The 25,606-nt window shown below is 65.4% G+C and carries 27 protein-coding genes; 19 read left to right on the forward strand and 8 right to left on the reverse strand.

The features are described 5' to 3' along the window. Positions 1–118: 118 nt before the first annotated feature. Genes QCE62_RS11040 through QCE62_RS11065 form a run of 6 tightly spaced genes read left to right on the forward strand, consistent with a single transcriptional unit; the run spans position 119 to position 5,065 of the window. Positions 119–496, forward strand: coding sequence for a RidA family protein (locus tag QCE62_RS11040; protein WP_309917610.1), 378 nt, complete (start codon positions 119–121; stop codon positions 494–496). Positions 497–551: 55 nt separating this feature from the next. After that, entirely contained in the window at positions 552–1,406 is an 855-nt protein-coding gene (locus tag QCE62_RS11045; RefSeq protein ID WP_309917614.1) for an ABC transporter substrate-binding protein, read from the forward strand. A gap of 14 nt (positions 1,407–1,420) precedes the next feature. Then, positions 1,421–2,353 carry an amino acid ABC transporter permease gene (locus tag QCE62_RS11050; protein WP_309917616.1) on the forward strand — a complete coding sequence of 311 codons (933 nt, stop codon included), beginning with the start codon at positions 1,421–1,423 and terminating at the stop codon, positions 2,351–2,353. A gap of 47 nt (positions 2,354–2,400) precedes the next feature. Beyond that, positions 2,401–3,156 carry an amino acid ABC transporter ATP-binding protein gene (locus tag QCE62_RS11055; RefSeq protein WP_404987861.1) on the forward strand — a complete coding sequence of 252 codons (756 nt, stop codon included), beginning with the start codon at positions 2,401–2,403 and terminating at the stop codon, positions 3,154–3,156. 37 nt (positions 3,157–3,193) lie between these two features. After that, positions 3,194–4,432, forward strand: coding sequence for an FAD-binding oxidoreductase (locus QCE62_RS11060; protein WP_309917622.1), 1,239 nt, complete (start codon positions 3,194–3,196; stop codon positions 4,430–4,432). 36 nt (positions 4,433–4,468) lie between these two features. After that, a complete protein-coding gene (locus QCE62_RS11065) occupies positions 4,469–5,065 on the forward strand; it encodes a GNAT family N-acetyltransferase (protein WP_309917625.1) in 597 nt (198 codons plus the stop codon). An 18-nt stretch (positions 5,066–5,083) separates the two neighbouring features. Here QCE62_RS11065 and QCE62_RS11070 read toward each other — a convergent pair whose 3' ends face one another. Together QCE62_RS11070 and QCE62_RS11075 are read right to left on the reverse strand one after the other, a co-directional pair. Continuing rightward, positions 5,084–5,215 (reverse strand): hypothetical protein, encoded by a 132-nt coding sequence (locus tag QCE62_RS11070; RefSeq protein WP_309917628.1) that lies wholly within the window; start codon positions 5,213–5,215, stop codon positions 5,084–5,086. 165 nt (positions 5,216–5,380) lie between these two features. Next, complete coding sequence (locus tag QCE62_RS11075; RefSeq protein WP_309917631.1) at positions 5,381–6,307, reverse strand: aromatic alcohol reductase; 927 nt, start codon at positions 6,305–6,307, stop codon at positions 5,381–5,383. 208 nt (positions 6,308–6,515) lie between these two features. Between QCE62_RS11075 and QCE62_RS11080 the strand changes: the two genes are divergently transcribed. The 8 genes from QCE62_RS11080 to QCE62_RS11115 all read left to right on the forward strand — a co-directional run bounded on the left by QCE62_RS11080 (position 6,516) and on the right by QCE62_RS11115 (position 14,059). Then, positions 6,516–7,415, forward strand: coding sequence for a LysR family transcriptional regulator (locus tag QCE62_RS11080; RefSeq protein ID WP_309917634.1), 900 nt, complete (start codon positions 6,516–6,518; stop codon positions 7,413–7,415). A gap of 600 nt (positions 7,416–8,015) precedes the next feature. Further along, positions 8,016–8,384 (forward strand): cupin domain-containing protein, encoded by a 369-nt coding sequence (locus QCE62_RS11085; RefSeq protein WP_309917637.1) that lies wholly within the window; start codon positions 8,016–8,018, stop codon positions 8,382–8,384. 85 nt (positions 8,385–8,469) lie between these two features. Beyond that, entirely contained in the window at positions 8,470–9,375 is a 906-nt protein-coding gene (locus QCE62_RS11090) for an NAD(P)-dependent oxidoreductase (RefSeq protein WP_309917640.1), read from the forward strand. Between the two features lie 189 nt (positions 9,376–9,564). Continuing rightward, positions 9,565–10,788, forward strand: coding sequence for an ABC transporter substrate-binding protein (locus tag QCE62_RS11095; protein WP_309917643.1), 1,224 nt, complete (start codon positions 9,565–9,567; stop codon positions 10,786–10,788). 24 nt (positions 10,789–10,812) lie between these two features. Beyond that, entirely contained in the window at positions 10,813–11,691 is an 879-nt protein-coding gene (locus tag QCE62_RS11100) for a branched-chain amino acid ABC transporter permease (RefSeq protein ID WP_309917646.1), read from the forward strand. Between the two features lie 10 nt (positions 11,692–11,701). Then, positions 11,702–12,667, forward strand: coding sequence for a branched-chain amino acid ABC transporter permease (locus QCE62_RS11105; protein WP_309917649.1), 966 nt, complete (start codon positions 11,702–11,704; stop codon positions 12,665–12,667). Continuing rightward, positions 12,664–13,425, forward strand: coding sequence for an ABC transporter ATP-binding protein (locus QCE62_RS11110; RefSeq protein WP_309917651.1), 762 nt, complete (start codon positions 12,664–12,666; stop codon positions 13,423–13,425). The genes QCE62_RS11105 and QCE62_RS11110 overlap by 4 nt, the downstream gene beginning before the upstream one ends. After that, positions 13,412–14,059 carry an ATP-binding cassette domain-containing protein gene (locus QCE62_RS11115; protein WP_309917655.1) on the forward strand — a complete coding sequence of 216 codons (648 nt, stop codon included), beginning with the start codon at positions 13,412–13,414 and terminating at the stop codon, positions 14,057–14,059. Before QCE62_RS11110 ends, QCE62_RS11115 begins: the two co-directional genes overlap by 14 nt. Positions 14,060–14,106: 47 nt before the next feature. Here the strand turns inward: QCE62_RS11115 and QCE62_RS11120 are convergent, their stop codons facing one another. Further along, on the reverse strand, positions 14,107–15,756 hold the full coding sequence (locus QCE62_RS11120) for an NAD(P)/FAD-dependent oxidoreductase (protein WP_309917658.1): 1,650 nt from the start codon (positions 15,754–15,756) through the stop codon (positions 14,107–14,109). Between the two features lie 259 nt (positions 15,757–16,015). Between QCE62_RS11120 and QCE62_RS11125 the strand changes: the two genes are divergently transcribed. The 5 genes from QCE62_RS11125 (at position 16,016) to QCE62_RS11145 (ending at position 20,181) form a co-directional block, all read left to right on the forward strand. Then, positions 16,016–16,588, forward strand: coding sequence for a nuclear transport factor 2 family protein (locus QCE62_RS11125; protein ID WP_309917660.1), 573 nt, complete (start codon positions 16,016–16,018; stop codon positions 16,586–16,588). A gap of 43 nt (positions 16,589–16,631) precedes the next feature. Continuing rightward, a complete protein-coding gene (locus QCE62_RS11130) occupies positions 16,632–17,423 on the forward strand; it encodes an SDR family oxidoreductase (RefSeq protein WP_309917663.1) in 792 nt (263 codons plus the stop codon). A gap of 26 nt (positions 17,424–17,449) precedes the next feature. Then, positions 17,450–18,388 (forward strand): alpha/beta hydrolase, encoded by a 939-nt coding sequence (locus QCE62_RS11135; RefSeq protein ID WP_309917666.1) that lies wholly within the window; start codon positions 17,450–17,452, stop codon positions 18,386–18,388. A gap of 122 nt (positions 18,389–18,510) precedes the next feature. Continuing rightward, the gene (locus tag QCE62_RS11140; protein ID WP_309917669.1) at positions 18,511–19,380 is read left to right on the forward strand and encodes an IclR family transcriptional regulator; all 870 of its coding nucleotides are present in this window, start codon (positions 18,511–18,513) and stop codon (positions 19,378–19,380) included. A gap of 15 nt (positions 19,381–19,395) precedes the next feature. After that, positions 19,396–20,181, forward strand: coding sequence for an IclR family transcriptional regulator (locus QCE62_RS11145; RefSeq protein ID WP_309917671.1), 786 nt, complete (start codon positions 19,396–19,398; stop codon positions 20,179–20,181). Between the two features lie 9 nt (positions 20,182–20,190). Here the strand turns inward: QCE62_RS11145 and QCE62_RS11150 are convergent, their stop codons facing one another. The 5 genes from QCE62_RS11150 to QCE62_RS11170 form a co-directional block, all read right to left on the reverse strand. Next, positions 20,191–21,111, reverse strand: a complete 921-nt coding sequence (locus tag QCE62_RS11150; protein ID WP_309917673.1) for an alpha/beta hydrolase — start codon at positions 21,109–21,111, stop codon at positions 20,191–20,193. A gap of 5 nt (positions 21,112–21,116) precedes the next feature. Beyond that, entirely contained in the window at positions 21,117–22,766 is a 1,650-nt protein-coding gene (locus tag QCE62_RS11155; protein WP_309917677.1) for an NAD(P)/FAD-dependent oxidoreductase, read from the reverse strand. Positions 22,767–22,820: 54 nt separating this feature from the next. Further along, complete coding sequence (locus QCE62_RS11160) at positions 22,821–23,603, reverse strand: SDR family oxidoreductase (RefSeq protein WP_309917682.1); 783 nt, start codon at positions 23,601–23,603, stop codon at positions 22,821–22,823. 156 nt (positions 23,604–23,759) lie between these two features. Further along, positions 23,760–24,512, reverse strand: a complete 753-nt coding sequence (locus QCE62_RS11165; RefSeq protein ID WP_309917685.1) for an SDR family oxidoreductase — start codon at positions 24,510–24,512, stop codon at positions 23,760–23,762. A 96-nt stretch (positions 24,513–24,608) separates the two neighbouring features. Further along, positions 24,609–25,478 (reverse strand): helix-turn-helix domain-containing protein, encoded by an 870-nt coding sequence (locus QCE62_RS11170; protein WP_309917688.1) that lies wholly within the window; start codon positions 25,476–25,478, stop codon positions 24,609–24,611. Positions 25,479–25,606 lie beyond the last annotated feature (128 nt).

Genomic DNA, 25,606 nt, shown 5'->3' on the forward strand with positions numbered 1-25,606 from the left:
GCAAAATCGGAGTGATAAGGTGCGCTTACTCACTCGCTGGTCCCTGATTCATAAGGGATTACGCGCAGATTGATGCATGCCTGACCCTATGCGCTAAAGAATAACTTACGGAGACAACATGTTCGAAAGCATCGACGTCGGACCGAAACGCCCCGGTCACCCGATCTCCGGCGTGGTCCGCAAAGGCGGCCAGGTCCTGACCGTGCAGACCCCGACTGACAGCGCGACCGGCACGCTGGTCGACGGCGGCATCGAGACTCAGGTACGCCAGGTATTTCACAAGCTCGACCGCGCAATGCAGGCGGCCGGCGGCACGCTCGCCGACGTGATGCTGGTGCAGGTCTATCTGACCGATCCCGCCGACTGGGCGCCGATGCACGCGATCTGGACCGAGACCTTCGCCGATCCGTATCCCGCGCGCGCGACGGTCGTCGTCAAGCAACTGATGCTGGAAGGCATGCGGATCGAAATCGTCGTCAACGCGAACCTGGGCTGAGTTCGGCGCCGCCGTCAGGCGGGCAAACTTTGCGGATCGAAAGGAGAGAAATGCCATGAAGGGGTGCTCGAAGCTCGTCATGCAGGCGCTGATGGTTGCGCTGAGCCAAGCCGTCGCGATGTCCGCGCACGCGGATACCGCGCTGACGAAAACGCTGCCGCAATCGGTTCGCGAGGCCGGCACGCTGCGCGTGATCGCGTCGCCGAACAGTCCCCCGATGATCTATGCGGGCAAGGACGCACGTACGCTCGAAGGCATGGAAATCGATCTGACGCAGGCGGTCGCCGATGCGCTCGGCGTGAAGCTCGAGCTCACGTCCGGCACCTTCGACAGCCTGATTCCGTCGATCGCCGCAGGCCGCGCGGATCTCGCGGTCGGTTCGATCGGCGATCTGAAAGCGCGCCAGTCGCAAGTCGATTTTGTCGACTACGTGAAAGCGGGTGTCGGCATGGCGGCGCCGAAAGGCAGCGGCGGGGGCATCAAAGGTTTGTCGAGCCTGTGCGGCAAGACCGTCGCGGCGGTGCGCGGCACCTTCCAGGAACGCGAGCTGTCGGCGCAGCAGGCCAAATGCAAGACGCAAGGCAGCGCCCTCGACATCCAGACGTTCACCGATGCATCCGGCGCCGTGCTGGCGTTGCGCTCGGGCCGCGCCGACGTATGGTCCGGCGACACCGCCCAGGTCGCGTACGCGGTCAAGCAGTATCCGAACGCGCTTGAACAGGTCGGCGACATGCGCATCATCGCGTTGCTCGGTTATGCGGTCGGCAAACAGAACACGCAGTTGCGTGACGCCGTCAAGGCGGCGCTCGATCAACTGCAGGCCAACGGCAAATATCGGCAGATCCTCGACAAGTGGGGACAAGGCGATACGCGAGCCGACAAGATCAGCATCAACGACGCGTGGCTCTGACGCGCACCGCCATCATGGGAAATCAATCAACGTATGGCGCGGGAGCACGCGCCGCCGAAGCGCCGCCGACCGTGCCGCCTGATACGCGCCCGCAGGCGTCGCCGCCGGAAGAATTCACGGTCGTGCCTCTGCGCCATCCGGGCCGCTGGCTGTGCGCGGCGCTGATGCTGTTCGTGCTGCTCTCGATCGCCGATCTGCTGATCACCAATCCGCGCTGGGAATGGCGTACCGTGCTCGACTATCTGTTCAGCGCGCCGATTCTGGCGGGCGTCGGCAACACGCTGCTGCTGACGGTGCTCGCCGAGATCGTCGGCATCGGTCTGGGGATCCTGCTGGCGATCATGCGGTTATCCGAGAATCCGCTGCTGTCGTGGTCGAGCGCCGGCTTCACGTGGATCTTCCGTGGCATTCCGCCGCTCGTGATGATCCTCTTCATCTACTTCTTCTCTGCGCTGGTGCCGACCTTGTCCATCGGCATTCCGTTCGGCCCGTCGATCAAGCTGATCGCCACCAACAAGGTCATCACGCAGATGGCGGCGGCCGTGAGCGGCCTCGGTCTCGCGCAGGCCGCGTACGTCTCGGAGATCGTGCGATCGGGGATCCTGTCGGTGTCGGCGGGACAGAGCCGCGCGGCGCTCGCGCTCGGCATGACACCGTTGCGCGCAATGCGTCACATCATCTTTCCGCAAGCGATGCGCGTGGTGATCCCGCCGCTCAGCAACGAAGTGATCTCGATGGTCAAGGCGACTTCGCTCGTCAGCGTGATCGCCTATACCGAACTGCTCACGACCGTGCAGGTGATCTACGCGCGCACCTTCGAGCAGATTCCCCTGCTGATGGTGGCGGTGATCTGGTACGGCGCGATCACGACCGTGCTGACGCTGGTCCAGAGCCGGATCGAGAAGCGTCTGAACAAGTCGGTGAAAGTGATGAAGAAGGAGAAATGATGAATGCCATTCCAGACACCGACGCCGCTGCGCAGCGCCGCAAGGTGATGGTCGAGGCACGCGAGGTCGGCAAGCATTACGGCGCCTTCGAAGTGCTGAGCGGCATCAACCTGCGCGTCCATCAGGGCGAGGTGGTCTGCATCATCGGTCCGTCCGGCTCGGGCAAGTCGACGCTGCTGCGTTGCATGAACCACCTCGAACACGTGAACGCCGGACGCCTTTTCGTCGATGGAGAACTGGTCGGTTATCGGCAGGACGGCAACCGGATCTACGAGCTCAAGCCGAGCGAAGTGTGTTTGCGGCGTCGCGACATCGGCATGGTGTTCCAGCATTTCGATCTTTTTCCGCACATGACCGCGCTCGAAAACCTGTGCCTCGCGCCGCAGGTCGTGTTGAAGCGCTCGAAGGCGAGCGTCGAGAAAGACGCGCTCACGCTGCTGGAGCGGGTCGGTCTCGCCGACAAGGCGCAGCATTATCCGTCGCAATTGTCGGGTGGCCAGCAGCAGCGCGTGGCCATCGCGCGGGCGCTGACGATGCAGCCGAAGATCATGCTGTTCGACGAACCGACTTCGGCGCTCGATCCGGAACTGGTCGGCGAAGTACTGAAGGTGATGCAGGACCTCGCGAAGTCCGGCATGACGATGGTGGTCGTCACGCACGAGATGGGCTTCGCGCGCGAGGTCGCCGATCGCGTGGTCGTGATGGACGGTGGCCGCATCATCGAGGACGGATCGCCCGGGCAGATCTTTTCAAATCCGCAGACGGACAGAACCCGATCGTTCCTCGATCGGCTGCTGGCCTGATGGCCGCACTTACAGCTTTGGAACGGGGCTTCTTGCAATGGTCGATACAGTGATGGTAATCGGCGGCGGCGTCGCCGGACTGTCTGTGGCGCGCAATCTGCAATTGCTTGGACGCAAGGTCGCGATCGTCGATCCGTTGCCGTCGCCGGGCGCCGCGTCGTTCGGCAACGGCGGCTTCATCTCGCCTGACAGCTTCATGCCGGGCGCGCAACCCGGCATGCTGCGCAAGGTGCCGGGCTGGCTGCGCGACCCGCTTGGTCCGCTCACCATCCATCCGGCCTATGCGCCACAGGCTCTGCCGTGGTTCATCCAGTGGCTGCGAGCCGGCCAGATCGACCGCATGACGACCCTCGCGAAGAGCCTGCACGCATTGCATGCCCCTGCGCTGATCGAATGGCGTCGTCTGCTCGGAGACGAGCTTTATTGCCGCTACATTCGAGAGGATGGCGAGGCGATTCTCAGCGACGTACCGCCGCAGGGATCGGCCGCCGACGTCGAGCGGCAGTTGACCGAGCGCTACGGGTTGAACGTCGAGACCCTCTCGCGCGCCGACATCGAGCGTCTTTATCCGGGAATAGACGCAGCGGTGCGGTTCGGCGTTTTGAAGAAAGGGAACGCACATACCGTGAGCCCGGCGGAACTCAATCGCGCGCTAGCCGAACGGATCGTCGAGCACGGCGGGACGTTTCATCGGGAGAAGGTGCTGAAGCTGATTCCCAAAAACGGCGAATGGCTGATCCTCACCTCGACAGGCAATCACAGCGCACGCGACGTCGTGGTGGCGGGCGGCGTATGGTCTATGCAGCTGCTGGCGCCGCTCGGCATCCGCATTCCGCTCGAGAGCCAGCGCGGCTATCACGTGATGGTCGACACCGAGCGGGTGAAGATCGGTGTGCCTTTCATTCATCGTGGTCGCGCGATCGGCCTGACGCCGATGCTCGACGGCCTGCGCATCGCGGGCAGCGTCGAATTCGGCGGCGTCGACGGCATGCCGAACGAACAGCGCGCGTTGCACGCGCTGCAGCAGGCGCGGGAACTGTTCCCCGCACTGATCGAAGCGCCGCATCGAATCTGGACCGGACAGCGGCCGTCGACGCCGGACAGTCTGCCGGCGATCGGCGCGGCAGGCGAACAGCCAGGCCTCTGGCTTTGCTTCGGGCATGGGACCTACGGGATGACTGCGGCACCGCCGAGCGGGCGCATGCTGGCCGATCTCATTACGTCCAGACAGCCGTCCATCGATCCGGCGCCCTACTCGCCGCGTCGCTTCCATTGAAAGCCCGACGTCATTGATGAATTCGAGGAGTCCAGGATGAGTGGTGCAGCACGCGTGAGAATGCTCTCAGCGGACGAAGTCACGGCCTATGTCGAACCTCTTGCCGATGTCCTGATCGACTGCGTTGAAGGCGGGGCGGCAGTCAGCTTCATGTTGCCGCTTGCCAGGCACAAGGCAATCGAGTTCTGGGAGCGGGCCGCGAGCAATGTGGCTCGCGGCGAGCGAGTCTTGCTGATTGCGGAAGATCTCGATGGCCGAATCGTCGGTACCGTGCAGTTGATTACCTCTTTTCCTGAGAATCAACCCCAGCGCGCGGATGTTTCGAAGATGCTGGTGCGTCGCGATGCGAGAAGGCAAGGCGTCGCTGCGAGCTTGCTGGCGGCAGTCGAAGATGTCGCGCGCGAGGCTGCCAAATCGGTCCTGCTGCTCGATACGGAGACAGGCAGCGACGCAGAACGACTTTACGAACGCGCGGGCTGGCAGCGGGTCGGCGAAGTGCCAGACTGCGGCTACACGCCTGATGGCAAGCTTTGTGGGACGACTTTCTTCCACAAGCGACTGTCACCCGGTGCTGTCCGGATTACGGGCGCGACGCGAATGCGGCGCTTCCGCCAGGGATTGCCGGTCGCGTGACACGCTTCCCATCAAGGCTCATTCGCGGAAGGGCAGACCGGTTTTCCCTTCGGCGCGCATGTCGAAGGTGTTGAGCGTCAACTGGGTCATGCGTTGGAGTTGGCGCAGGCGCTCCAGGCCGAGCGGGACAATCGGCGCATCGGCAGGCACCTACCGCACACATCGGGGCGAGGCGCCCCGCTTCGTTCAAGCCCGATCCTTCGGCCGCGCGAGACCAACCTGAAGAACAAACCCGACATCCGGACAGCGTGGAGTGACAACGCTATAAGCTGCTTTTCATTTACGACCGGCGCTCCACGCATTCCCACGTACGCCTCATACCTCGGTCATCGTCTCCCTGACCCACTCTTCCAGCGACGTCACCCGGATACCGCGCTGCGCATTGAACGTCTGTCGCTTGTCCCACGCCACCCCGCGCCCCTGAGCAAACACCACGCGGTACTTTCGCAATCCATCATGTGGCGCCTCGTCCAGCTGCCGCTCGAGTTCCGGCACGGTCCATTCCTTGCGCTGGACCTTGATGCCCAGCAGCCGGTCAACCGTATCCGCTACCTCTCGATACGTCACCGTATCGCCCGCGACATGCACGACGCGATTCGAGATCGACGGCGTCGCAAAAAGGATCTCCGTAGTCAGCGCGGCGATGTCATCGGCGGTGGTCACGGTCACCGCATTGTCCAGGCTTCCGAGCGCGTTCACGGTATGCGTGTCGAGATCGACGACACCGAACGACTTCTCGAACAGAAAGCTCGTGAACATGCCCGTCGAAACAATCACCCACTCGGTTTGCGACTGGCCGCGCAGAAGGTCGCGCACATCGAGTTGTTCATCGAACAGATCCTGGGCGCTGCCCCTGCCGATGATGTCGTAGTCCACGCCGAACTGCCACGGGAAATACCGCCTGACGCCGGCATCCAGCGTCGCGTGCGCAATCTTGAGCTGCACGCCCGGGCCGCCTGCGAAGCCTGTGCATGAGATGACCGTATCGAACCGGCGAAAGATGGCGGCGAGTTCGGCGCGCGTTTGCGTGGCGAGATTCGCCGCAACGAATTCGAGGCCCAGTTCGCGCAATTCGGCTAAATCCTTCTGTTTGCCTGGATTGTCGGACGCGATCGTCGAGGGACGTAGCAACACGGCGAGCGAGACATTGTCCGCGTGCCCGATCTGCCCGGAGAGACTTCGCAGCATCGCCATGCCTAGTTCGCCGGCGCCCAGAACAAGAATCGAGTTGTCGTTCGACATATGCATTACCTGATGAGAATACGTGACGTGGTGAAAACCGCTCCGCGACGCATGACATCGCATGAAGACGAGCCTTGAACGCTTCGGAGTGTAGGTGTGCAAGCGCTATTCATTGTTCGTCGCGTGTGAATACAGAAAGCGATGGCGCGAGCAGCGCGCAGGGTTGGTAACATGGAAGCGTTATCGGCATTCGCTGCGCAGACCGCTCATGGACAAACTTCTGGCAATGGCAACGTTCGTGAGAGTCGTCGAAGCACGAAGCTTCAGCAAGGCGGCGGAAACGCTGGCGATGCCACGATCATCGGTGACGACGATCGTGAAGAATCTCGAAGCGCATCTCGGCACCGCCCTGCTGCGCCGAAGCACGAGAAGTCTCAGCCTCACCGAGGCGGGCGCGCGATACCTGGCTTCCTGCCAGAGCATTCTGGCCGAGGTCGCCGACTCGGAAAGCCAGCTCTCGGCAACCGCCGCCGGACCACGCGGGCGGGTTCGGGTGGATATGCCGGGGGTAATCGGCCGTTCAATCGTGTTGCCTCGCCTGCATGAGTTCGAAACTCGCTTTCCCGACATCGAGCTGGTGCTCGGCTTAAGCGATCGTCCTTCCGATCTCATCCACGAAGGTATCGATTGCGTGATTCGCACCGGGTCGCTCGCGGACTCGGGTCTCATCGCGCGACCGTTAGGCAGGCTCGCCTGGCTGACCTGCGCTGCGCCTCGCTATCTGAAGCGATATGGCGAGCCGGAGTCCGTGGCCGCGCTGAGCGCTCACCGTATCGTCAACTACCTGTCGAACGCGACCGGCCGGCCGCTCGACTGGCGCTTCAGCGTGGACGGCAAGGATATGAGCATGACGCTCCGCAGCCGCTTCTCGATCAATGACACCGAGGCTTACGTTCAGTGCGGTCTCGAAGGACTCGGTCTGATCCAGGTCTCGGAGTTCGCGGTAGCGCCGTTTCTGCAAAGCGGGCGGTTGAAGGAAGTGCTCGCACAGGCGCGATGCCGTCCGGTGCCGGTTTCGATTGTCTATCCCAAAGGCCGTGCCACTGTGGCGATCAGGACGTTCGTCGACTGGATCATCGAGATTGCCGCTGCCGATCTGGCGCAGTGAATGGCCGGCTCGACTTCACCGACGACGAGAGAAGCCTTGCACACAGTCTTCGAGATGTTATCTCACGGCCGATCGGTGATCACGCGTGAAGCTTTCACGCACAAGGCCACGCCGGTCGGGTGTTCGGGATTCGGCTCCTGCCCGATGAATGTCCCGTTTTTTCAGTCACCATGACTGATCCGCAACGCGACTTGCAAAGGGCACAAAATCCTGGCGTGCGTGATACGGACATCGAATACTCCTGTTGAATCTTCAGCTCGGCTCCGGAGGACGTTGCTCCAAGCCGCACATCGGGCATGGACGTGGCCGCGAACCACTCGATCACGGACTCAATTGTCCGGCGTCATATGAGCGCGGACAACGGCGGAAGATGTCGACTTCCGGACAAGGCCGACGCAGCGGTTCGTCCTTTCCCCCCGCGACCGCGCCAGCTTCCAATGTACGGAACTCATCGTGCCGCCCGGTTGACCGCGATTTCCGCTCCTTCCTACCATCGACACAGCAGATCAGGCATTTCAAGCCCGCGCGGCGATGTCAGCGCAAGCGCGGTCACGGCCAACGCGCGATGAACCGGATCGAACACGCGTAACAGGAAGGAACATGGATACGCCAGGCAATAGCACCGATACCCTCAGCCTCATCGATTCCACCGGGTGGAAACCCCTGGCCGGCTTCGAAGGCGTCGAAGTGCTCACGCTCGCCAGCGATTTCGACGAACCAGGCAAAAAGGGCCGGCGCACGCGCCTCGTGCGGTTCGCCCCGGGCGTCGAAACCCGGGACCCGCTGGTTCACGACTACTTCGAAGAGACGTTCCTGCTCTCCGGCGATGTCCACGGCATCCGGCAGGCTGCGGCCTTCGGCACGTTCACCGAACAGGCATTCGTGCGCCGGCCGCCCGGCACACCCCACGGACCGATCCGCTCCGAGGGCGGATGCGTCCTGCTCGAGATGCACTACTACCCGGACTGAGTTCCGCCGGATCAACCGAACGTGCGGCCCTGCGGCCCCGCAGCCCCCCGGCAGCACACGACGCGCATCCAGAATCAGGATTCCCATGCCGAACAAGACAGCAATTGGCTTCATCGGGCTCGGTCAGATGGGTGGCTCGATGGCCGAGCGCCTCCTCGCCGACGATGTCGCCCTGCATATCCACGACCCTTCTCCGGCGGCGGCCAGCCGCTTGGTCGCCCGGGGCGCCATCGCACATGATTCACCGCGCCAGGTCGCCGACGCCGCCGCGATCGTGTTCGCCTGCCTGCCGAGCCGCGAAGTCGCCGAAGCGGTCGCGCTGGGTCCGGAAGGCGTCGCGCAGGGCAGCGCGATCCGCGTCCATGTCGAGATGTCGACGATCGGCAAGACCTGCATCGAATCGATTGCCGATGGATTGGCCGCACGATCCATCCAGACCGTCGACGCGCCGATCAGCGGCGGCCCGCCGGCCGCGCGCGAAGGCAGGCTCGCGATGATGGCCGCAGGTCCGGCGCAGGCTGTCGTGCAGGTCACGCCGTGGCTCGCGCGCATCGGCAAGCAGGTCTACGTGCTCGGCGACCGGCCCGGCCAGGCGCAGCTCATGAAGCTCATCAACAACACGCTGATGGCCACCAATCTCGTCGCCGCATCCGAGGGCCTCGTGATGGGCGCCAAGGCCGGGCTCGACGCGGCCGTCATGTTCGAGGTGCTGCGCGCCGGAACCGGACACAGCGCCTCGGCGGACGACATCCTGGCTCGCGTGGCGCTGCCGCGCAGCTTCGACTTCGGCGCACGACTCTCGATCGTCGAGAAGGACGTCCATCTCGGCCTCGACGAGGCCACCACGCTGGGCGTGCCGGCCCGGGTCATGCAGGCCGCCGCGCAGATCTGGGACGAGGCCGCGCAGAAAGGCTGGGGCGAGCGGGACTTCTCGTCGATTCTCAAGCTGATCGAGGAACGCGGCGGAGCGGAAGTCCGCCGCGTGACGTAGCGGCATCGGGCGCACTTTCGCATCGCGGAACAGTTGCGCACCGTGTGTTGTCTGTCGCCGGCTTCGCCTATGTAATGCGTTCACCCGGATGCTCATGTGCTCCGGACCGTGACGGAAAGCTCGCTGCACAACCGATAGCGTCGACGCTGCTGCGTACGAGAGCTTGAACAAGAAAAGGAAGGGGACACCATGAGCAGGATGCGCATTGCATGTTTCACGATGCTGACGGTGATGGGCGGATTCGCGTCTCCGAACCTGGTGCGCGCCGAAGGCACGATCCCGATTGCAGGTTCCTTCGACCTGAGCGGCGCCGCCGCCGATGTCGGACGCGACGTCCTCAACGGCACGCAATACGCGGTGAAGGTGGTGAACGATCGCGGCGGGGTGCTCGGCCAGAAGCTGGATCTGCGCTATCAGGACAACGGCACCAATCCGCAGCGCGCCGTCGATCAGGCGACCAGCCTCGTGCGCGACGGCGCCAAATTCCTGACTTCGCCACAATCGTCCGCGAGCGCCATCGCCGTGAGCAAGGCTGTGGCGGCCCGCTTCAAGGTGCCGATGTGCGCCAACTCGGCCAACTCGGACGACATCACGATCAAGGACTTCCATCCCTACGTGTTCCAGATCGGCGCGAGTTCGTACATGGAAGCGCGCGCCCTCGCCGCGCGCCTCGCCAAGAAGCCGTACGTGCGCTACGCCGTGGTCTCGGCGGACTACGCCGGCGGGCGCTCGGGCGCGAACCGCTTCAAGCAGTCGATCAAGGAACTCAATCCGAAGGCCGAGATCGTCGTCGAGGAATATCCGAAGTTCGGGGCGACGGACTACTCCGCGTCGCTGAACAAGATTCTGGCGGCCAAGCCGGACTACGTTTGGACCTTCCTGTTCGGCTCCGATCTCATCACCTTCACGAAGCAGGCCCGTGCGCTGGGCTTTTTCAAGCAGATCGACAACAAGTTCATGGCGCTCTATGACGGCAACACGCTGAAAGCCCTCGGCGCGGATGCCGCGGTCGGCACCGAAGGCTTCCAGAGAGCGCCGGCCAATCTGCTCCTCACGTCGTCGCCGGAGAGCAAGGCCTATATCGAAGGCTACAAGAAGGTGTACGGCTCTTACCCGTCCGACTGGACGACGCTGGCCTACGACTGCGTGATGACATGGGCGCAAGCCGCGACCCGGGCGAAATCGATCGAACCGGCCGACGTCATCAAGACGCTCGACGACGGCGAATTCCAGTCGGTACGAGGCGCGTTCCGCATCGGCAAGTTCGATCATCAGGCCGAGGTGCCGATCTATATCGGCACCGTTGCGCAGGATCCCGCATTCGGTCAGCCCGTATTGAACATCACGGACATCATCCCCGGCCAGACGGTCCGTCCGACCGAAGAGGCCCTGCGATCCATGCGCGGCAAGTAATCACGACTCGACGAGGAGCGGCCGATGTCCCTGCAATTGTTCTTCGCTCAAATCCTGACCGGTATCGCCACCGGCGCGCTGTACTTCCTCGTCGCGTCGGGGCTCACGCTGGTCTGGGGCGCGCTCGGCGTCGTCAATCTCGCGCACGGGTCGTTCTTCATGATCGCGGCGTTCTCCGCCACCACCATCGTGATGCAGCTCGGCCCGAACCTCGGGCTGCCCGTCGCGCTGCTGGTCGTGCCCGTGATCATGGTGGTGCTCAGCGCCGCGCTGGAAGTCTCGCTCTTCAGACGAGTCTATGCGGGCGGCATCTGGGGGCAGCTGCTTCTGACGTTCGGGCTGGTTCTCGTCATCAACAACCTGATCCGCTGGATGTTCGGTTCCCTGCCCCGCTCGGTCGCGGCGCCCGATCTGCTGCGCGGCTTTGTCGAAGTCGGCGGGATTCGCATCGCGCAGTATCAGGTGGCCGTGATCGTGGTGACGGCCATCGTCTCCTGCGGACTCTGGTATCTGCTCGCCAGGAGCCGGACCGGCAGGCTGATCCGGGCGGCCGTCGACGATCCGGCCATGCTCGGTGCAGTCGGCGTCGATGTGAAAGTGCTGCGCACCAAGGTCATGGCGCTTTCGGCCCTGCTTGCCGGGGTCGCGGGTGTCGTCGCCGCGCCCCGGGGCGCCGTCAATGCCACCCTCGATGTCCAGATGGTCGTGATCGCCTTCGCGATCATCGTCATCGGCGGACTCGGCTCGGTGTGGGGCGCGCTGACGGCCGCCATCGTTGTCGGCGTCGCGGAAGCGGTGTCGACGATCTTCATCGACCAGGGCAGCGAAATCGTCGTCTTCGCACTCATGGTGCTGGTTCTCGTCGTCAAGCCTTCCGGACTTCGCACCATCATTCAGCATTGAGGAACGCCCCGTGGAACGCCTCTCCCTCCGGCAGATCGTGCTCATCCTCGCCATTGGCGCGTTCTGCGCCGCGCTGGTGCTGGTCATTCCCGAAGTGCGGCTGCATTCCATCGCCCGCGTCGCACTCTTCGCCGGCGCCGCGATGTCCCTGAACCTGCTGATCGGCAACGCGGGACTGATCTCCGTCGGCCAGGGCATGTTCCTGGGAATCGGCGCTTATACGGTCGCGATCGCCAACATCAAGTTCGATATTCCGTTCGGGCAGGCCGCCCTGCTCGTCGTCCCGATCTCGCTGGTGCTGGCCTGTCTCGCCGGCGCCGTCGCGTTGCGGGCGCGCTCGCTGTTCTTCGCCCTGCTCACCCTGGCGATCGCGCAGGTGTTCTATGTCCTCGCGGCGCGCAACTACAACCTGACAGGAGGCGACGACGGCCTCGTCGGCATCCTGATCCCGGCCTGGCTCGACAGCGAAGCCGCGCAATACCTGCTCGTCGTGTGCAGCACGACCGCCATCTGCCTCGCGCTGCTGGTGCTGCTGGCGTCGCCGTTCGGCGCGACCTTGCGAGCCGTGCGCGACAACGCCGACCGGGTGGCCTCGCTGGGCGGCAATCCGCGGCTCTACGAGTTCAGCGCGTTCGTCATCACGGGCGTGATCGGCGGCTTGCTCGGCATCGTCGCCGCGGCGATCAACCGCTCGGTCGAGCCGAACATCGTCTCGTGGACCACGGGAACCGAACTGCTGGTGATGGTGGCGCTCGGCGGCCGCTCGACCTTCCTCGGTCCGATCACCGGCGCCATCCTGCTGGAACTGGCCCGCTCCAACATCCAGCGCTATTCGGATCACGCGGATCTGGCCGTGGGGCTGATCGTCATCTGCTGCGCGGTGTTCCTGCCGGAAGGCATCGGCGCCGCCCTGCGCGTGGTCTTCACGAGGCTGAAGACTTCACGGCGGGTTGCACGCGACGAGGTGCGCGCATGACTTCCGCACTCGCGCAGCCGGTTCTGTCCGCCGACAGTCTGACCAAGTCCTTCAGCACCTTCACGGCGGTGCGCGGCGCCTCGATCGATATCCACAGCGGCGAGGTGGTGGCGATCATCGGTCCGAACGGCGCGGGCAAGACCACCTTCTTCGATCTGCTCACGGGGCGCAAGATTCCGGACAGCGGCACGGTCCGCATCTTCGGCAAGGACGTGACCCGCATGCCGCCCTGGCGGCGGGTGCGCCTGGGCCTGGCGCGCTCGTTCCAGGTCAGCAGCGTGTTCGGGACGCTGAGCGCGCTCGAAAACGTGCAGCTCGGCATCGCGCTCGCGAAACGTCAGGCCTGGCATCCGTTCGGCCTCGCGGTGCGCCGGCATCGCGATCATGCGGCGGCGCTGCTCGAGGAAGTGGGTCTCGCCGATCGCATGCATCTTCCGGCTGGCAAGCTCTCTCACGGCGATCAACGTTCGCTGGAACTGGCGGTCGCCCTGTCGTCGAACCCGAGAATCCTGCTTCTGGACGAACCGACGGCCGGCATGGGCGTAGCGGAATCGGCGGAGTGCCTGGAACATATCAGCGCGATCACGCGCAAGAACGATATCCCCATTCTCTTCGTCGAACACGACATGAGTATCGTGTTCAGCTTCGCCACGCGGATCGTCGTGCTGGCGGCGGGCGAAGTGATCATGAACGGCAGCCCGGCCGAAGTCAGGGCAAACGAGCGCGTCCGCGAGGTCTACTTTGGTGAAAATCTCTGAGCCGATGTTCCAGGTTCGCGGACTCGACGCCGGCTACGGCAACGTGACGATCGTACGGAATGCCAATGTCAGCATCGAGGCCGGCGAAGTGGTCGGGCTGGTCGGCCGCAATGGCGCGGGCAAGACCACTTTCATCTCGTCGATTGCAGGGCTGATCGACAGCACGAAGGGTTCCATTCTTCTGGAAGGTCACGAACTCGCCGCCCTTCCCTTGCATCGCCGCGTTCAGGGCGGCATTGCGATCGTTCCGAGCGGCGGACGGCTCTTCAAGAATCTGACCGTCGCGGAGAATCTGGCGATAGGCCTGACGAGACCGTCCGGGAACGACCTGCTGCCGGTCTTCGAGCTGTTCCCGGAGCTGAAGAAACTGCGCGAACGCAACGCCGGCAAGCTGTCGGGCGGTGAGCGCCAGATGGTGGCCATGGGCCGCGCGATGCTGCTCGAGCCGAAACTCCTGCTGCTCGACGAACCCACCGAAGGCCTGGCGCCGATCATCGTGCTGCGGCTGGCCGACGCATTGCGCCGGCTGCTCGAACGCGGCGTGGCGATGCTCATCGCGGAACAGAATGTGAAGTTCACCGACCTGATCTGCAACCGCCGATACATGATCGAGAAAGGCAGCATTACCGCCTGAACGGCGTCGCGCGGCGGGAACGATCCCGCCGGCGGGATCGCTCCGTCTCAGACCATGGCACTGCGCGCGTCGGTTTCACGCGTGCTGGCGCGGCTCAGCAGAAAGCCCGTATAGCCGGCCGCCGCGACGTCGTCGCACTTCTTGCGATAGGTGCCGTGGCCGCCGAGATAGGGCAGGAAAACATGCGGCTTGCCCGGAACATTCGCCCCGACATACCACGAGTTCGCCTTCAGATAGAGCGTCTTCGCGACAACCTCCTGAACGTGCTGCATCCAGTCCTCTTCGGCCTGCGCATCGGCGTCGATGCGTTCGACGCCCAGTTTGCGCAGGTCGATCATGCAGCGCGTGATCCAGTCCACATGCTGCTCGATGCTCATCGACATGTTCGCGAGCGGCCCCGGACTGCCCGGCCCCGTCACCGTGAACAGGTTCGGAAAGCCGCTCGTCATCAGGCCGAGATAGGTTTTCGCGCCGCCCGACCACTTGTCGGTCAGCGTGCGCCCATCGATGCCGCGCACGTCGATACGCGTGAGCGCGCCGGTCAGCGCATCGTATCCGGTGGCGTAGATCAGCACGTCGAGTTCGTGCAGGCCTTGGTTCGTCACGATGCCTTCCGGCACCACGCGATCGATCGGCGTCTGCTTCAGGTCGACCAGCGTCACGTCGGCGCGGTTATAGACGCCGTAGTAGGTGTCGCCGAGGCACGGCCGCTTGGTGCCGAACGGAAAACCGCGCGGCATCAGCTTCGCCGCGACCTGCGGATCCTTCACGGTCTCGCCGATCTTGCCGCGAATGAACTCGGCGACCGTCTCGTTCGCGGCCTCGTTCGACAGGATGTCGCCATAACACATGCGAAAACCGAGCAACTGGCTGTTCTCCCATGCGTTCTCGTACTTCTTCAGGCGCTCCTGCGGCGTCGCGTCGAGCGCCGATTCGACCGGAAACGGCACCGCAATGCCGAAGCGCGTAAGACGGCTGACCGCGCGGCGTTCCGCATAGGTCGCGCGCACGCGGGCGCGCATCTCCGGCGTCAGCGGATGATTCTTCGCCGGTACCACATAGACGGCGGTGCGTTGAAACACCGTCAGATGCCGGCACTTTCCGGCGAGCGCCTGAATCACCTGAATGCCCGACGAGCCCGTGCCGATCACGCCGACGCGCTTGCCCTCGAAATTCACCTCGTGATGCGGCCAGCGGCCCGTGTGATGGCTTTCGCCGGCGAACGTGCCGATGCCTGGAATCTCGGGCGGCTTCGGCACCGACAGCACGCCCGTCGCGGGCACGAAGAAGCGCGCATGCGTGACCTTTCCGTCGGAGGTCGTCACGCGCCAGATATTGCGCTGCTCGTCGAATTCGGCGGCTTCGACTTTCGTATTGAAGCGGACGTGCCGGCGCAAGTCGAAACGATCGGCGACGTGATTCAGATAGCGCATCAATTCCGCCGACGTCGGATAGCGCTCCGGCCAGTCCCATTCGTCCTGAAGCTCGGGCGAAAACGAATACGAATAGTCCCAGCACTCGAGATCCACGCGCGCGCCGGGATAGCGATTCCAGTACCACGTGCCGCCGATGCCGTCGCCGGACTCGAAAGCCTGGATGCGGAAGCCCGCATCGGTGAGACGCTTGATCGCATACAGCCCGGCAAAACCGGCGCCGACGACGACGGCGTCCAGTACGTCGTTCGAGTGTGGGTTCATCTGAATCGTCTCCTGGGAAATGAATCGTTCTTCGCAGGAGTCCATTGAATCGCCGCACGGCGGCAGGCATCAATCGGGACGTGAACCTTATCCCGTACATTGAAATCGGTACGGAGCCCGGTTCAGGCATGTCAGGCCCGTCGCCGTTCCGTGCAGCCGCCGCCCGTTTCAAAGTACGGCAGACTCGCGTCGCGGGCGTTGACGCGGCACTGGCCGGCTCGGCATCGTGGATGTCATCGAACCCAAGGAGTGCGATGCCGTGTCCACTGCCCTGCAACGCCTGATCGACAAGGATCTGATTCGCGAGGTGCTGCTGCGCTACGCACGCGGCGTGGATCGTCGGGACTGGGAGCGCGTCCGCGCCGCCTTCTTCGAGGATGCCCGCGACGATCATGCGGACTTCGAAGGCACGCGGGACGCGTTCATCGCCTGGGTCAGGCAACGTCACGATGCGCCGAGCCTCCTCAAATCGACGCACTTTCTCGGCAACTGCCTCGTGGAATTCGCGTCCGATACCGTCGCCGCGGTCGAAACGTATTTCATCGCGCGGCTGGAACTGACGCCGGAGGCCGGCGCGCACCGGTCGATGCTGGCCGCGCAGCACGCCGGGAGCGCGCAGAACAGCCGGGTTCAGGTGTCGGGACGTTATGTCGACCGGTTCGAGAAGCGCAACGAGGATTGGCGGATCGCGCAGCGCCGTACCGTGTTCGATGCCATCGAGTCGCAACTCGTCGATGCCGCCGACAACTCGCTCGATCCGGCCTGGACGCTCGGCCGCCGTGATCCGCACGATCCGGTGTTCGCGGCAAGGGCGGAAATCGGCTTGATCTGACGGGCCGGTTTCCGGACGAACACGACACCCTGCAGGAGGATTCATGACATTGCGCAGAAACGCGCTCGTAGTGGGCGGCGCCGGCGGGATCGGCGCGGCGTGCTGCGCGGCGCTCGCGGCGGACTGGACGCCGATCGTCGTCGACCGGGACGCGGACGCCGCCGGACGCGTGGCCGCCGAAACCGGCGGACGGGCTTACCGGCTCGACGTCGGCGACGTCGCTGCCATCGAATCGTGCATCGCTACCATCGAACACGAATGCGGCGACATCGACGGGCTCGTCTTCGCGGCGGGCGTGATTCCGCCGGCGCAAGGTCCGGCGCAGGTCGATGCGCCGGTCTGGGACGCGATCCTCGATATCAACGCGCGCGGCGCTTATGCGGTGAGCCGCCTCGTCGGATTGCGCATGGCGTCGCGCGAACGCGGCAGCATCGTGATGATTGCGTCGCTCGCCGGCATGATGCCGACGCCGCACCTCGCGTACGGCCCGTCGAAGGCCGCGATGATCAACCTGGCGGGCGCGCTGGCCGTCTATCTCGGGCGGCAAGGCGTGCGCGTGAATGCCGTCTCGCCGGGGCCCGTGCGCACACCGGTGATCGAAGCCAGCTATGCGCGCGGCGAGCGCGATCCCGCCGTCATGGCGCGGCAGACGGCGCTCGGTCGCGTGATCTCGCCGGGCGAACTGGCCGGGCCGATTGCCTTTCTGCTGTCCGATGCCGCCGCGGCGATCACCGGCACGAACCTCGTCGTCGATGCGGGTGCGAGCGCCACGCTGGGCTGGAACCTGTTCGGCGGCGTGGAGACCGTGCTGGCCGGATTGCAGCCGCAACGATAGACGCAATCGATCAGGAGACGAACGTCATGAGCCTCGACATCGAAACCCGCGCGTTCGTCGACACGCTCGCCGCGGCGGCGACGAAGCCGCGCCATCTGCTGACGCCGGACGAAGCGCGCAGCGCGTTCGCACGCATCAGCACGCTGCTGTCCGCCGGCGCCGAGGTGCGCGCGACCGTGCCGCTCGAGATCCCGGTCGATGGCGGCACGCTCCGCGCCCGCCTGTTCGTGCCCGCCGAAGCGCCTCACGCGCTACTGGTGTATTTCCACGGCGGCGGCTGGGTCGTCGGCGGGATCGACGAATTCACGCCGCTGTGCCGCGAGATCGCCGCGGGCGCGGGCGTCGCGGTGGCGCTCGTCGAGTATCGCAAGGCGCCGGAACATCCGTTCCCGGGACCGGTCGACGACGCCTGGCAGGCCGTGCGCTGGCTCGCCGCACAACAGGCCGCGCTGCTCGGCGCCGAGCTGCCCTTGCTGGTCGGCGGGGACAGCGCGGGCGGGAACCTCGCGATCGCGGTGACGCTGCTTGCGCGCCGCGAGCGGACGGTGTCGATTGCCGCCCAGCTGCTCGTCTACCCCGTGACGGATTGCGATTTCGATCGACCTTCGTATGTCGCGCCGGATAACCAGTTGCTGACGACGCGCGACGCGATGCTGGCCTACTGGAACCACTACGCGCCGGCCGGATCCGCCCGGGCGTCGAGTCTCGCCGCGCCGTTGCGCGAGCCGGATCTTTCCGGCCTGCCGGAGGCGATCGTCGTCACCGCCGAGCACGACGTGCTGCGCGACGAGGGCGAGGCCTATGCACTGCGGCTGGAACAGGCCGGCGTGCGGGTCCATCATCTTCGCGCGCAAGGCCAGATGCATGGCTTCCTGATGATGATCGGCGTGCTGCCCGGCAGCCGCGACGGCCTTCGCTTCATCTGCGACCGGCTTCGCAGCGTGACTGCGCGCCCGGCCCGCTGACGCCGCCGGCACCCCGGGCATGCCCCAGCGTTGCCTCCGGCACGGCAGTTGTACCATCCGGGATACTCAGCGCACCGCGCCGGCCCTGGCGCCTCAACAGCAAACCAACGACGGAGACCCGCATGCAACCCGGCAGATCCTTGCCGACTCACGTCGATGCCCGGTCCGATAACGGTCCGCATGGCCTCGACACCGCGTGGCCCAAAATGCCGCGCGGCGAACGCGCGCCGGGCGGCGCGATGGTGACGCCGCTCGTGCGCGGGCTCTCGATTCTTGCCGCGTTCACCCCTGACAAGCCGTGGCTGGGCAATCTGGAAATCGCACAGGCCACCGGCATTCCGGCGCCGACCGTGCTGCGCCTCCTGAAGTCGCTGCTCGCGCTCGGCTACCTGCATCAGGACAAGGCAAGCCGCAAGTATTCGCTGGCTGCCGCGTCGCTGGCGCTCGGCTACGCGGCCATCGCCGATCCCGATCTGCTGCGGCTCGCCGGCATTGAAATGCAGAAGCTCGCTCAAGCCACCGATACCTATGTGCTGCTCGGCACGCGTGACCGGCTCGACATTCTCATTCTGGATACGCGGATCGGCAGCCGCGCGGTGCTCGATCTGCGGCTGCGGCCCGGCATGCGCATGCATATCGCGTATTCGCTGATGGGATGGGCGCTGCTCGCCGCGCTTCCGGATTCGGAACGCGCGTATCTGCTGGGTGAACTCGAACGGCGCCCCGACGACAACTGGCCGACCATCGGCCGCCGGACCCACGAAAAGATCGCCCAGGTGCGCGAACTGGGCTTCGGCATGCTGCACGGCGAATGGGAGCCGGAGCTCGCGTGCGTCGCCGCGCCGGTGCCGCTGCCCGATCGGCCGCCGCTCGTGCTGGGCTGCGTCGGCCGCACCGCCCGTCTCGCGCAAGCGCGGCTCGAACGCGAACTGGGGCCGCGGCTCGTCGCGATCGCCGAGACCTTGCGTGGCCGCGTACCGGTGCCGGTCTGAATCCGCCCGCTCACGATGACGCACGCGCCCGTCACGCCCGTCACGCTCACGCTGGATCGCGGCCTGCAGATCCTGCGCGCGTTCCACGCCGAACGTGCGCCGCTGAATAACGGCGAGCTGGCGCAGCGCACCGGCATGTCCCGATCAGCCGTCTCGCGCCTGACCTCGACCCTGATACAGCTCGGCTATCTTCGTCGTGTCGCGGGCGGTTCCCGCTTCGAACTGGCGAGCGGCGTGTTCGGCATCGGTCATGCATATCTGGTGAGCAATCCCGTCACGCGGCTCGCGCATCCGCTGATGCAGCGGCTCGCCGACCGGCTCGACGTCTCCGTCGCGCTCGCTGCACCCAACGGGCTCGACATGCTGTATGTCGCGCATCGCACGAGTGCGCGCATTGCCACGTTGCGGCTGGGCGTCGGTTCGTTGCTGCCGATGGGCCTCACCGCGATCGGGCGCGCATGGCTCTGGGGGCTGCCGGAACCGCAGCGGCAGCACTATGTGGCCCGTCTGCTGGAGGCCGCGGGCCCGCAGCGTGAAGGCCTACGCAGCGAAATCGACAGCGCCTTCGACGATCTGCGCAGCAACGGCGTGTGCATGTCGTTCGGACAGTTCCAGCGCGATGCCTATGGCATTGCCTTGCCGGTCCGCATCGGCCGCGAAGCCGTGCTGATGTCGCTGAGTTGCGGCGCAATCCGGTTCCAGCGCGATGTCGACGCCGTCAGGCAGCGCATCGTGCCGGCGCTCAAACAGGCTGCGCTCGAACTCGAAACGGAATTGCGCGACGTGCGCCACGAGCCGTAGCCTGAGCGCTTACCGCTGTGCTTCATGGATCCACGCCGCGATGTCGAGCAGCGCCTGCTGCGCCCGCGCGCACACGGCGCCCATGCGGAGAAAGCCGTGAATCAGGCCGTCGTGACGCCATAGCGTGGTTGCCACGCCCGCCTCCGAAAGGCGGCGCGCGTAGGCCTCACCTTCGTCGCGCAGCGGATCGAATGCGGCGGTGACGACCAGCGCCCGCGGCACGCCCGCGAGCGATGTCGCACGCAAGGGACAAGCATGCGGGTCCGCTGCGTCCATTTCGTCGGCGAGATAGTCGGCCCAGAAGCGGATCATCGCCGCGCGCGTCAGCGAATAGCCAGACTGGTTGTCGAGATAGGAAGGCGTCGGCGGCGTGTGGTAGCCGGTCACCGGATAGACCAGCACCTGCGCGCGCAACCCGGGCCCGCCTTCGTCGCGGATACGCAGCGCCGTCACCGCGGCGAGATTGCCGCCGGCACTATCGCCTGCCACGACGATGCGCGCCGGATCGACCGAGAGCGCATTCGCATGGCGTTCGACCCAGCGCACTGCGTCGAGGCAATCGTGAACGGCGGCGGGAAAGCGATGCTCGGGCGCGAGCCGGTAGTCGATGGCGATCACGGCCGCGCCGCTGCCGATGCACAGGTCGCGGCAGACGTGATCGTGCGTGTCGAGGTTGCCGATCACGAAACCGCCGCCGTGAAAGAACACCGTGATGCCCTGGCTTCGCGCACGCTGCGGCCGGTACAGCCGCGCGGCCAGCACGCGGCCGTCAAGCGCGATGGACAGGGCGACCGACTCGCCCACCGGCGTGCGCCGTTCGAGCGGCGGAAAGGCGAGACTCGCGCGCAGTGCGTCGACGGAGAGCGTCTCCATCGGCGGCGCGGATTCGAGCGTCTTCAAAACCGCGGCAATGTCGGGATCGAGCGCCATGACGCTCACACCGCCAGCGTCGGCAAGCCGGAGATGACGAAGCCGCGATAGCCGTCGCGCACGACTTCCTCGCAGATCGCCTTGTACCGGTGATAGCCGCCCACGTACGGCATGAACACGCGCGGCTTGCCCGGCACGTTCGCGCCCGTGTACCACGACTCCGCCAGCGGATACAGCGTGGCATCGGCCGTTTCGTTGACATGCTCGATCCAGCGCGTTTCCGCGTCCGCATCCGGCTCGATCGTCCGGCTTCCGCGCGCGTCGAGCATCGCGACGCATCCGGCGATCCAGTTCAGGTGCTGCTCAATGGCGCACACCATGTTCGCCTTCACGGACGGGCTGCCCGGCCCCGTCACGATGAACAGGTTCGGGAATCCGGCCGTCATTAGCCCGAGATAGGTGCGCGGCCCGTGCGCCCATTTCTGCCTGAGGGTCAGGCCGTCGCGCCCGCGAATGTCGATATCCGCGAGCGCGCCGGTGATGGCGTCGAAACCGGTCGCGAACACGATCGTATCGAGCGCGTAAGTGGCCGCGGCGGTCTGCACGCCCGTTTCCGTGATCGCGACGATCGGCGCCGACTTCGTATCGACCAGCTTCACGTTCGGCCGGTTGAACGTCTCGTAGTAGCCCGTATCGAGACACAGGCGCCGCGCGCCGATCGGATGATCCTTCGGCACGAGCAACTCGGCGGTCGCCGGATCCTTCACCGTGCTGCGGATCTTGCCGCGCACGAATTCGGCGGCCGTATCGTTCGCGGCCTTGCTGGTGAGCAGGTCCTTGTACGAATACAGAAAGCTGATGCTGCCGCCGTTGCGCCATTTCTCTTCGAACTTCGCGAGACGCGCTTCGGCTGTGTCGTCGAGCGCGTTCTTCGTCGGCGCCGGATGCCCTGCTATGCCGAACGGCGTGTTCTGCGCCTCGGCACGCCAGAATCCGTAGCGCGTCTTGTGCCGGTCGCGTTCGTCGGCCGACAGCGCACGGTTGCGCGCCGGCAGCGTGAAGTTGGCGGTGCGCTGGAACACGATCAGCTCGCTCGCCTGCTGCGCGATGATCGGAATAAGCTGGATGCCCGAAGAGCCGGTGCCGATCACGCCGACCCGGCGTCCCGTGAAATCGACCGGTCGGTTCGGCCAGCGGCCCGTGTGATGCCAGTCGCCCTTGAAGGACTCCAGTCCCGCGAAGTCCGGAACCCGCGGCAGCGACAGATTGCCCGTCGCCATCACGCAGAAGCGCGCGGTGGTGGTCTGCCCTTCGGCGGTGGTGATGCGCCAGCGGTTGCCGGACGCGTCGAAGGCCGCCGACTGCACGCGCGTGTCCAGTTGAATGTCGCGGCGCAGATCGAAACGATCGGCGACGTGATGGATGTAGCGAAGAATGTCGGCCTGGGTGGAGAAGCGGTCCGGCCAGTCCCATTCCTGCTGAAGGTCGTCGGAGAACGAATACGAATACTCGAGACTGTCCACGTCGCAGCGCGCGCCGGGATAGCGGTTCCAGAACCACGTGCCGCCGATGCCGCTGCCCGCTTCGAACGCCCGCACCCGCAAGCCCAGCTTGCGGAACCGGTACAGCGCATAGAGGCCCGCGAATCCCGCCCCGACGATTATCACGTCCACATCCGGCGTGACACCGGCCTGACCGACATCAGGATGGCGCATGGAGCGTCTCCATCGGTTCACGAGAAGGGTGATTGGCCCGCGATGATCCGAAGCTCAGGCCACCGACCGTTTCGAGGTAATGCCGCCGTCCACCGTGAAGATCGTGCCGCTCGTGTAACCCGAGCGGGGCGACGCGAGATAGACGAACAGGTCAGCGATTTCCTCCACCGTCGCGGCACGCCCGAGCGGATAAGCCGCCATCAGTTCGGCGGACCGCGCTGCGTCGCCGAGCAGCCGTTGCGCATGACTTCTCAGCACCTTGGCGATCCGCTCGGTGCTCACCGGACCGGGATTGACGCCCACGACACGGATCCCGTCCTCCAGGCTGCGGCCACCCAGCGCGCAGGTGAAGGCCATGAGCGCGGCATTGCCGGTCGAGCCCGCGATGTAGTTGAAGTCGAAGTTCTGGCCGCCGTTGCCGATGTTGTTCAGGATCACGCCGCCGCCCCGCTCCTTCATGCGCGTGTAGATCACACGCGTGAGGTTGACGTAGCCGAACACCTTCAATTCCCAGCCCCGCCGCCACGCGTCTTCATCCACATCCCAGAGCGTGCCGCCGGGAATCGCGCCGGCGTTGTTCACGAGGACGTCGACGTCTCCCGCGAAGGCCGCGAGTTCCGCGATCGCGCCGGACTGAGTCATATCCAGTGCGAGCACCTCCACCTGCGCGCCGTGCGCATCGCGCAGGGCGGCTGCCAGTGTGTCCAGCTTGTCGGCGGAACGTGCCGTCAACGCGAGGTGGCAGCCCTCGGCGGCGAAAACCCGGGCGAGCCCTTCGCCGATGCCCTGCGATGCGCCGGTGATCAGGACGCGCCGGTTTGCAAGTTTCATGTCCATGGTGATTTCCGTCTCCCCCGTTTTGTTCGCGAGCGTGACAGCCGTCGGGAAGCGCGGCCGCCTCCGGCATTGAACGCCGGATACGCAGGCCATGGCCGCACGCCGCGCACGTTGTTCCGTACTTCGACAGGCCGCCCGCGAATGCCGGTCATCCGGTCAATAGATGGTGACGCCGCTGTCCACCGGAATGATCTGTCCGGTGGTGCGGCATGACTCGTCCGATGCCAGATAGACGGCGACATGCGCCATGTCCACCGGCTCGCACGGACCGAGCAGGCAATCGGCTGCCAGTTTGCGCAGTTCCTCGCGCTCGTCGACCAGATGCCGCACGCGCTCGGAGAGCGTCAGCCCTGGCGCGATCGCGTTGATGCGGATGCGCGCCGGCGCATATTCCAGCGCCATCGACCGGGTCAGCGCATGGACGCCGCCCTTCGCCGCCGTGTAGCAGTCGCGCTCGGCCAGCGCCATCAGCGCGACCATCGACGAGAAATTGATGATGGAGCCGCCGCCCGTCTTCTGCAGATAAGGAATGCCGTATTTGCACACGAGAAACGTGCCGAACAAGTCGAGCTTGATGGCGCGCCAGAACTCGTCTTCCGGCGCCTCGGTCACGCGTGCGTCGGCGGGCGTCGATCCGCCCGCGGCATTGCACAGGACATCGATCTTGCCGAACGCCTGCGCCGCGCGTGCGAGGCCGTCGCAGACGTTCTGTTTGTCGGTGACGTCGAGGCGCACCGGAATGATCCGGTCGCCGCCGCCGCTGGCATCGGCCGCCGCTTCCGAGAGATGCGCGTGAATGTCGCCGGCGAGCACGCGCGCGCCCTCGGCGATGAAAAGCTTGCAGATCTCCGTGCCGATGCCGCCACCCGCGCCGGTCACGAACGCAACCTTACCTTCCAGCCTTGCCATTTCACGTCTCCTTTGGAAAAACGAAGTGTCTGCCCGGGCATCCGATGACGGCAGCCGGCGCCCCGTCCACTCGCTCCCGTGTATCCCGGGTCCGCGTCATTCGATGACGACCGCCTGTTCCTGCAGATGCCGCGCGGCCGCGACCAGCCGCGGTCCGAGTTCCCGTTCGACGCGCGCACGCCCCAGCCGGACGCTGTGCCCGACACAGGCGAGCACCAGCGGCGTCTGGTCATGCAGCACCAGCGGCACGGCGAGAATCGTCAGGTCCGGTTCCCATTCGCCGAGCGACACGCAATAGCCGAGGTTCTGCACCTGCGAGATGCCCTTGCTGATGCGGCGGCGCAGGCCGGGCCAGTCACGTCCCGCACGGCGTTCGATATTGCCGAGCAGATAGAAGCGTTCGAGCTCGGGCAAGGCCGCCAGCAAGGCCCAGCCCATCGGCGACGACGCGATGCCGAGCCGCGTCCCCGCGTACAGCGTCAGGTCGATCGAGGCTGGCTTGCCCGCGCAGCTCTCCAGTACGATCACCTCGAGCCGGTCCCGCGTGCCGAGCATCACATGCGTGCCGTTGGTGTTCGCGAACGCCTGCATTTCGAGTTGCGCGAGCAGTTGCACGCTGGAATGCGCGATCGCCGCGTAACCGAGCGACAGCACCGGCGCCGCCAGCCGATACTTGCGGCGCTGCGTGGAGTGATGCAGATAGCCGAGCGCGACGAGCGAACGCGTGAGCCGCGAAACCGTCGGCGCGGGAATGCCGGTTTCGATCACCAGTTCCTGATTGCCCAGCCAGGGCTCGTGGGGTGAAAAGGCGGCGAGGATCGCCAGGCTCCGCGCCAGCGGCACGACCATGCCTCGCGATGCCGGACCGCCGTCCGCCGCGCCGCTGTCTCCGATCGAAGCGTGGTACCAGCTCGCGTCTTCCTGCCCGAACAAGGGCGACGCTGTCAGGTTGACCTGCGGCGGCATCGATTGCTCCGTGTTGTCCCGATTCCATGAGCGACCCCGAATGGCATGGACCGATCGTTCATCGCGGCGCGCCGGGCAGCCGGGCGGCACGCGACAAGCATTCATCTCATGCAGGGCATTACACGCGC

The organism is Caballeronia sp. LZ033 (assembly GCF_031451265.1).
GTDB lineage: Bacteria > Pseudomonadota > Gammaproteobacteria > Burkholderiales > Burkholderiaceae > Caballeronia.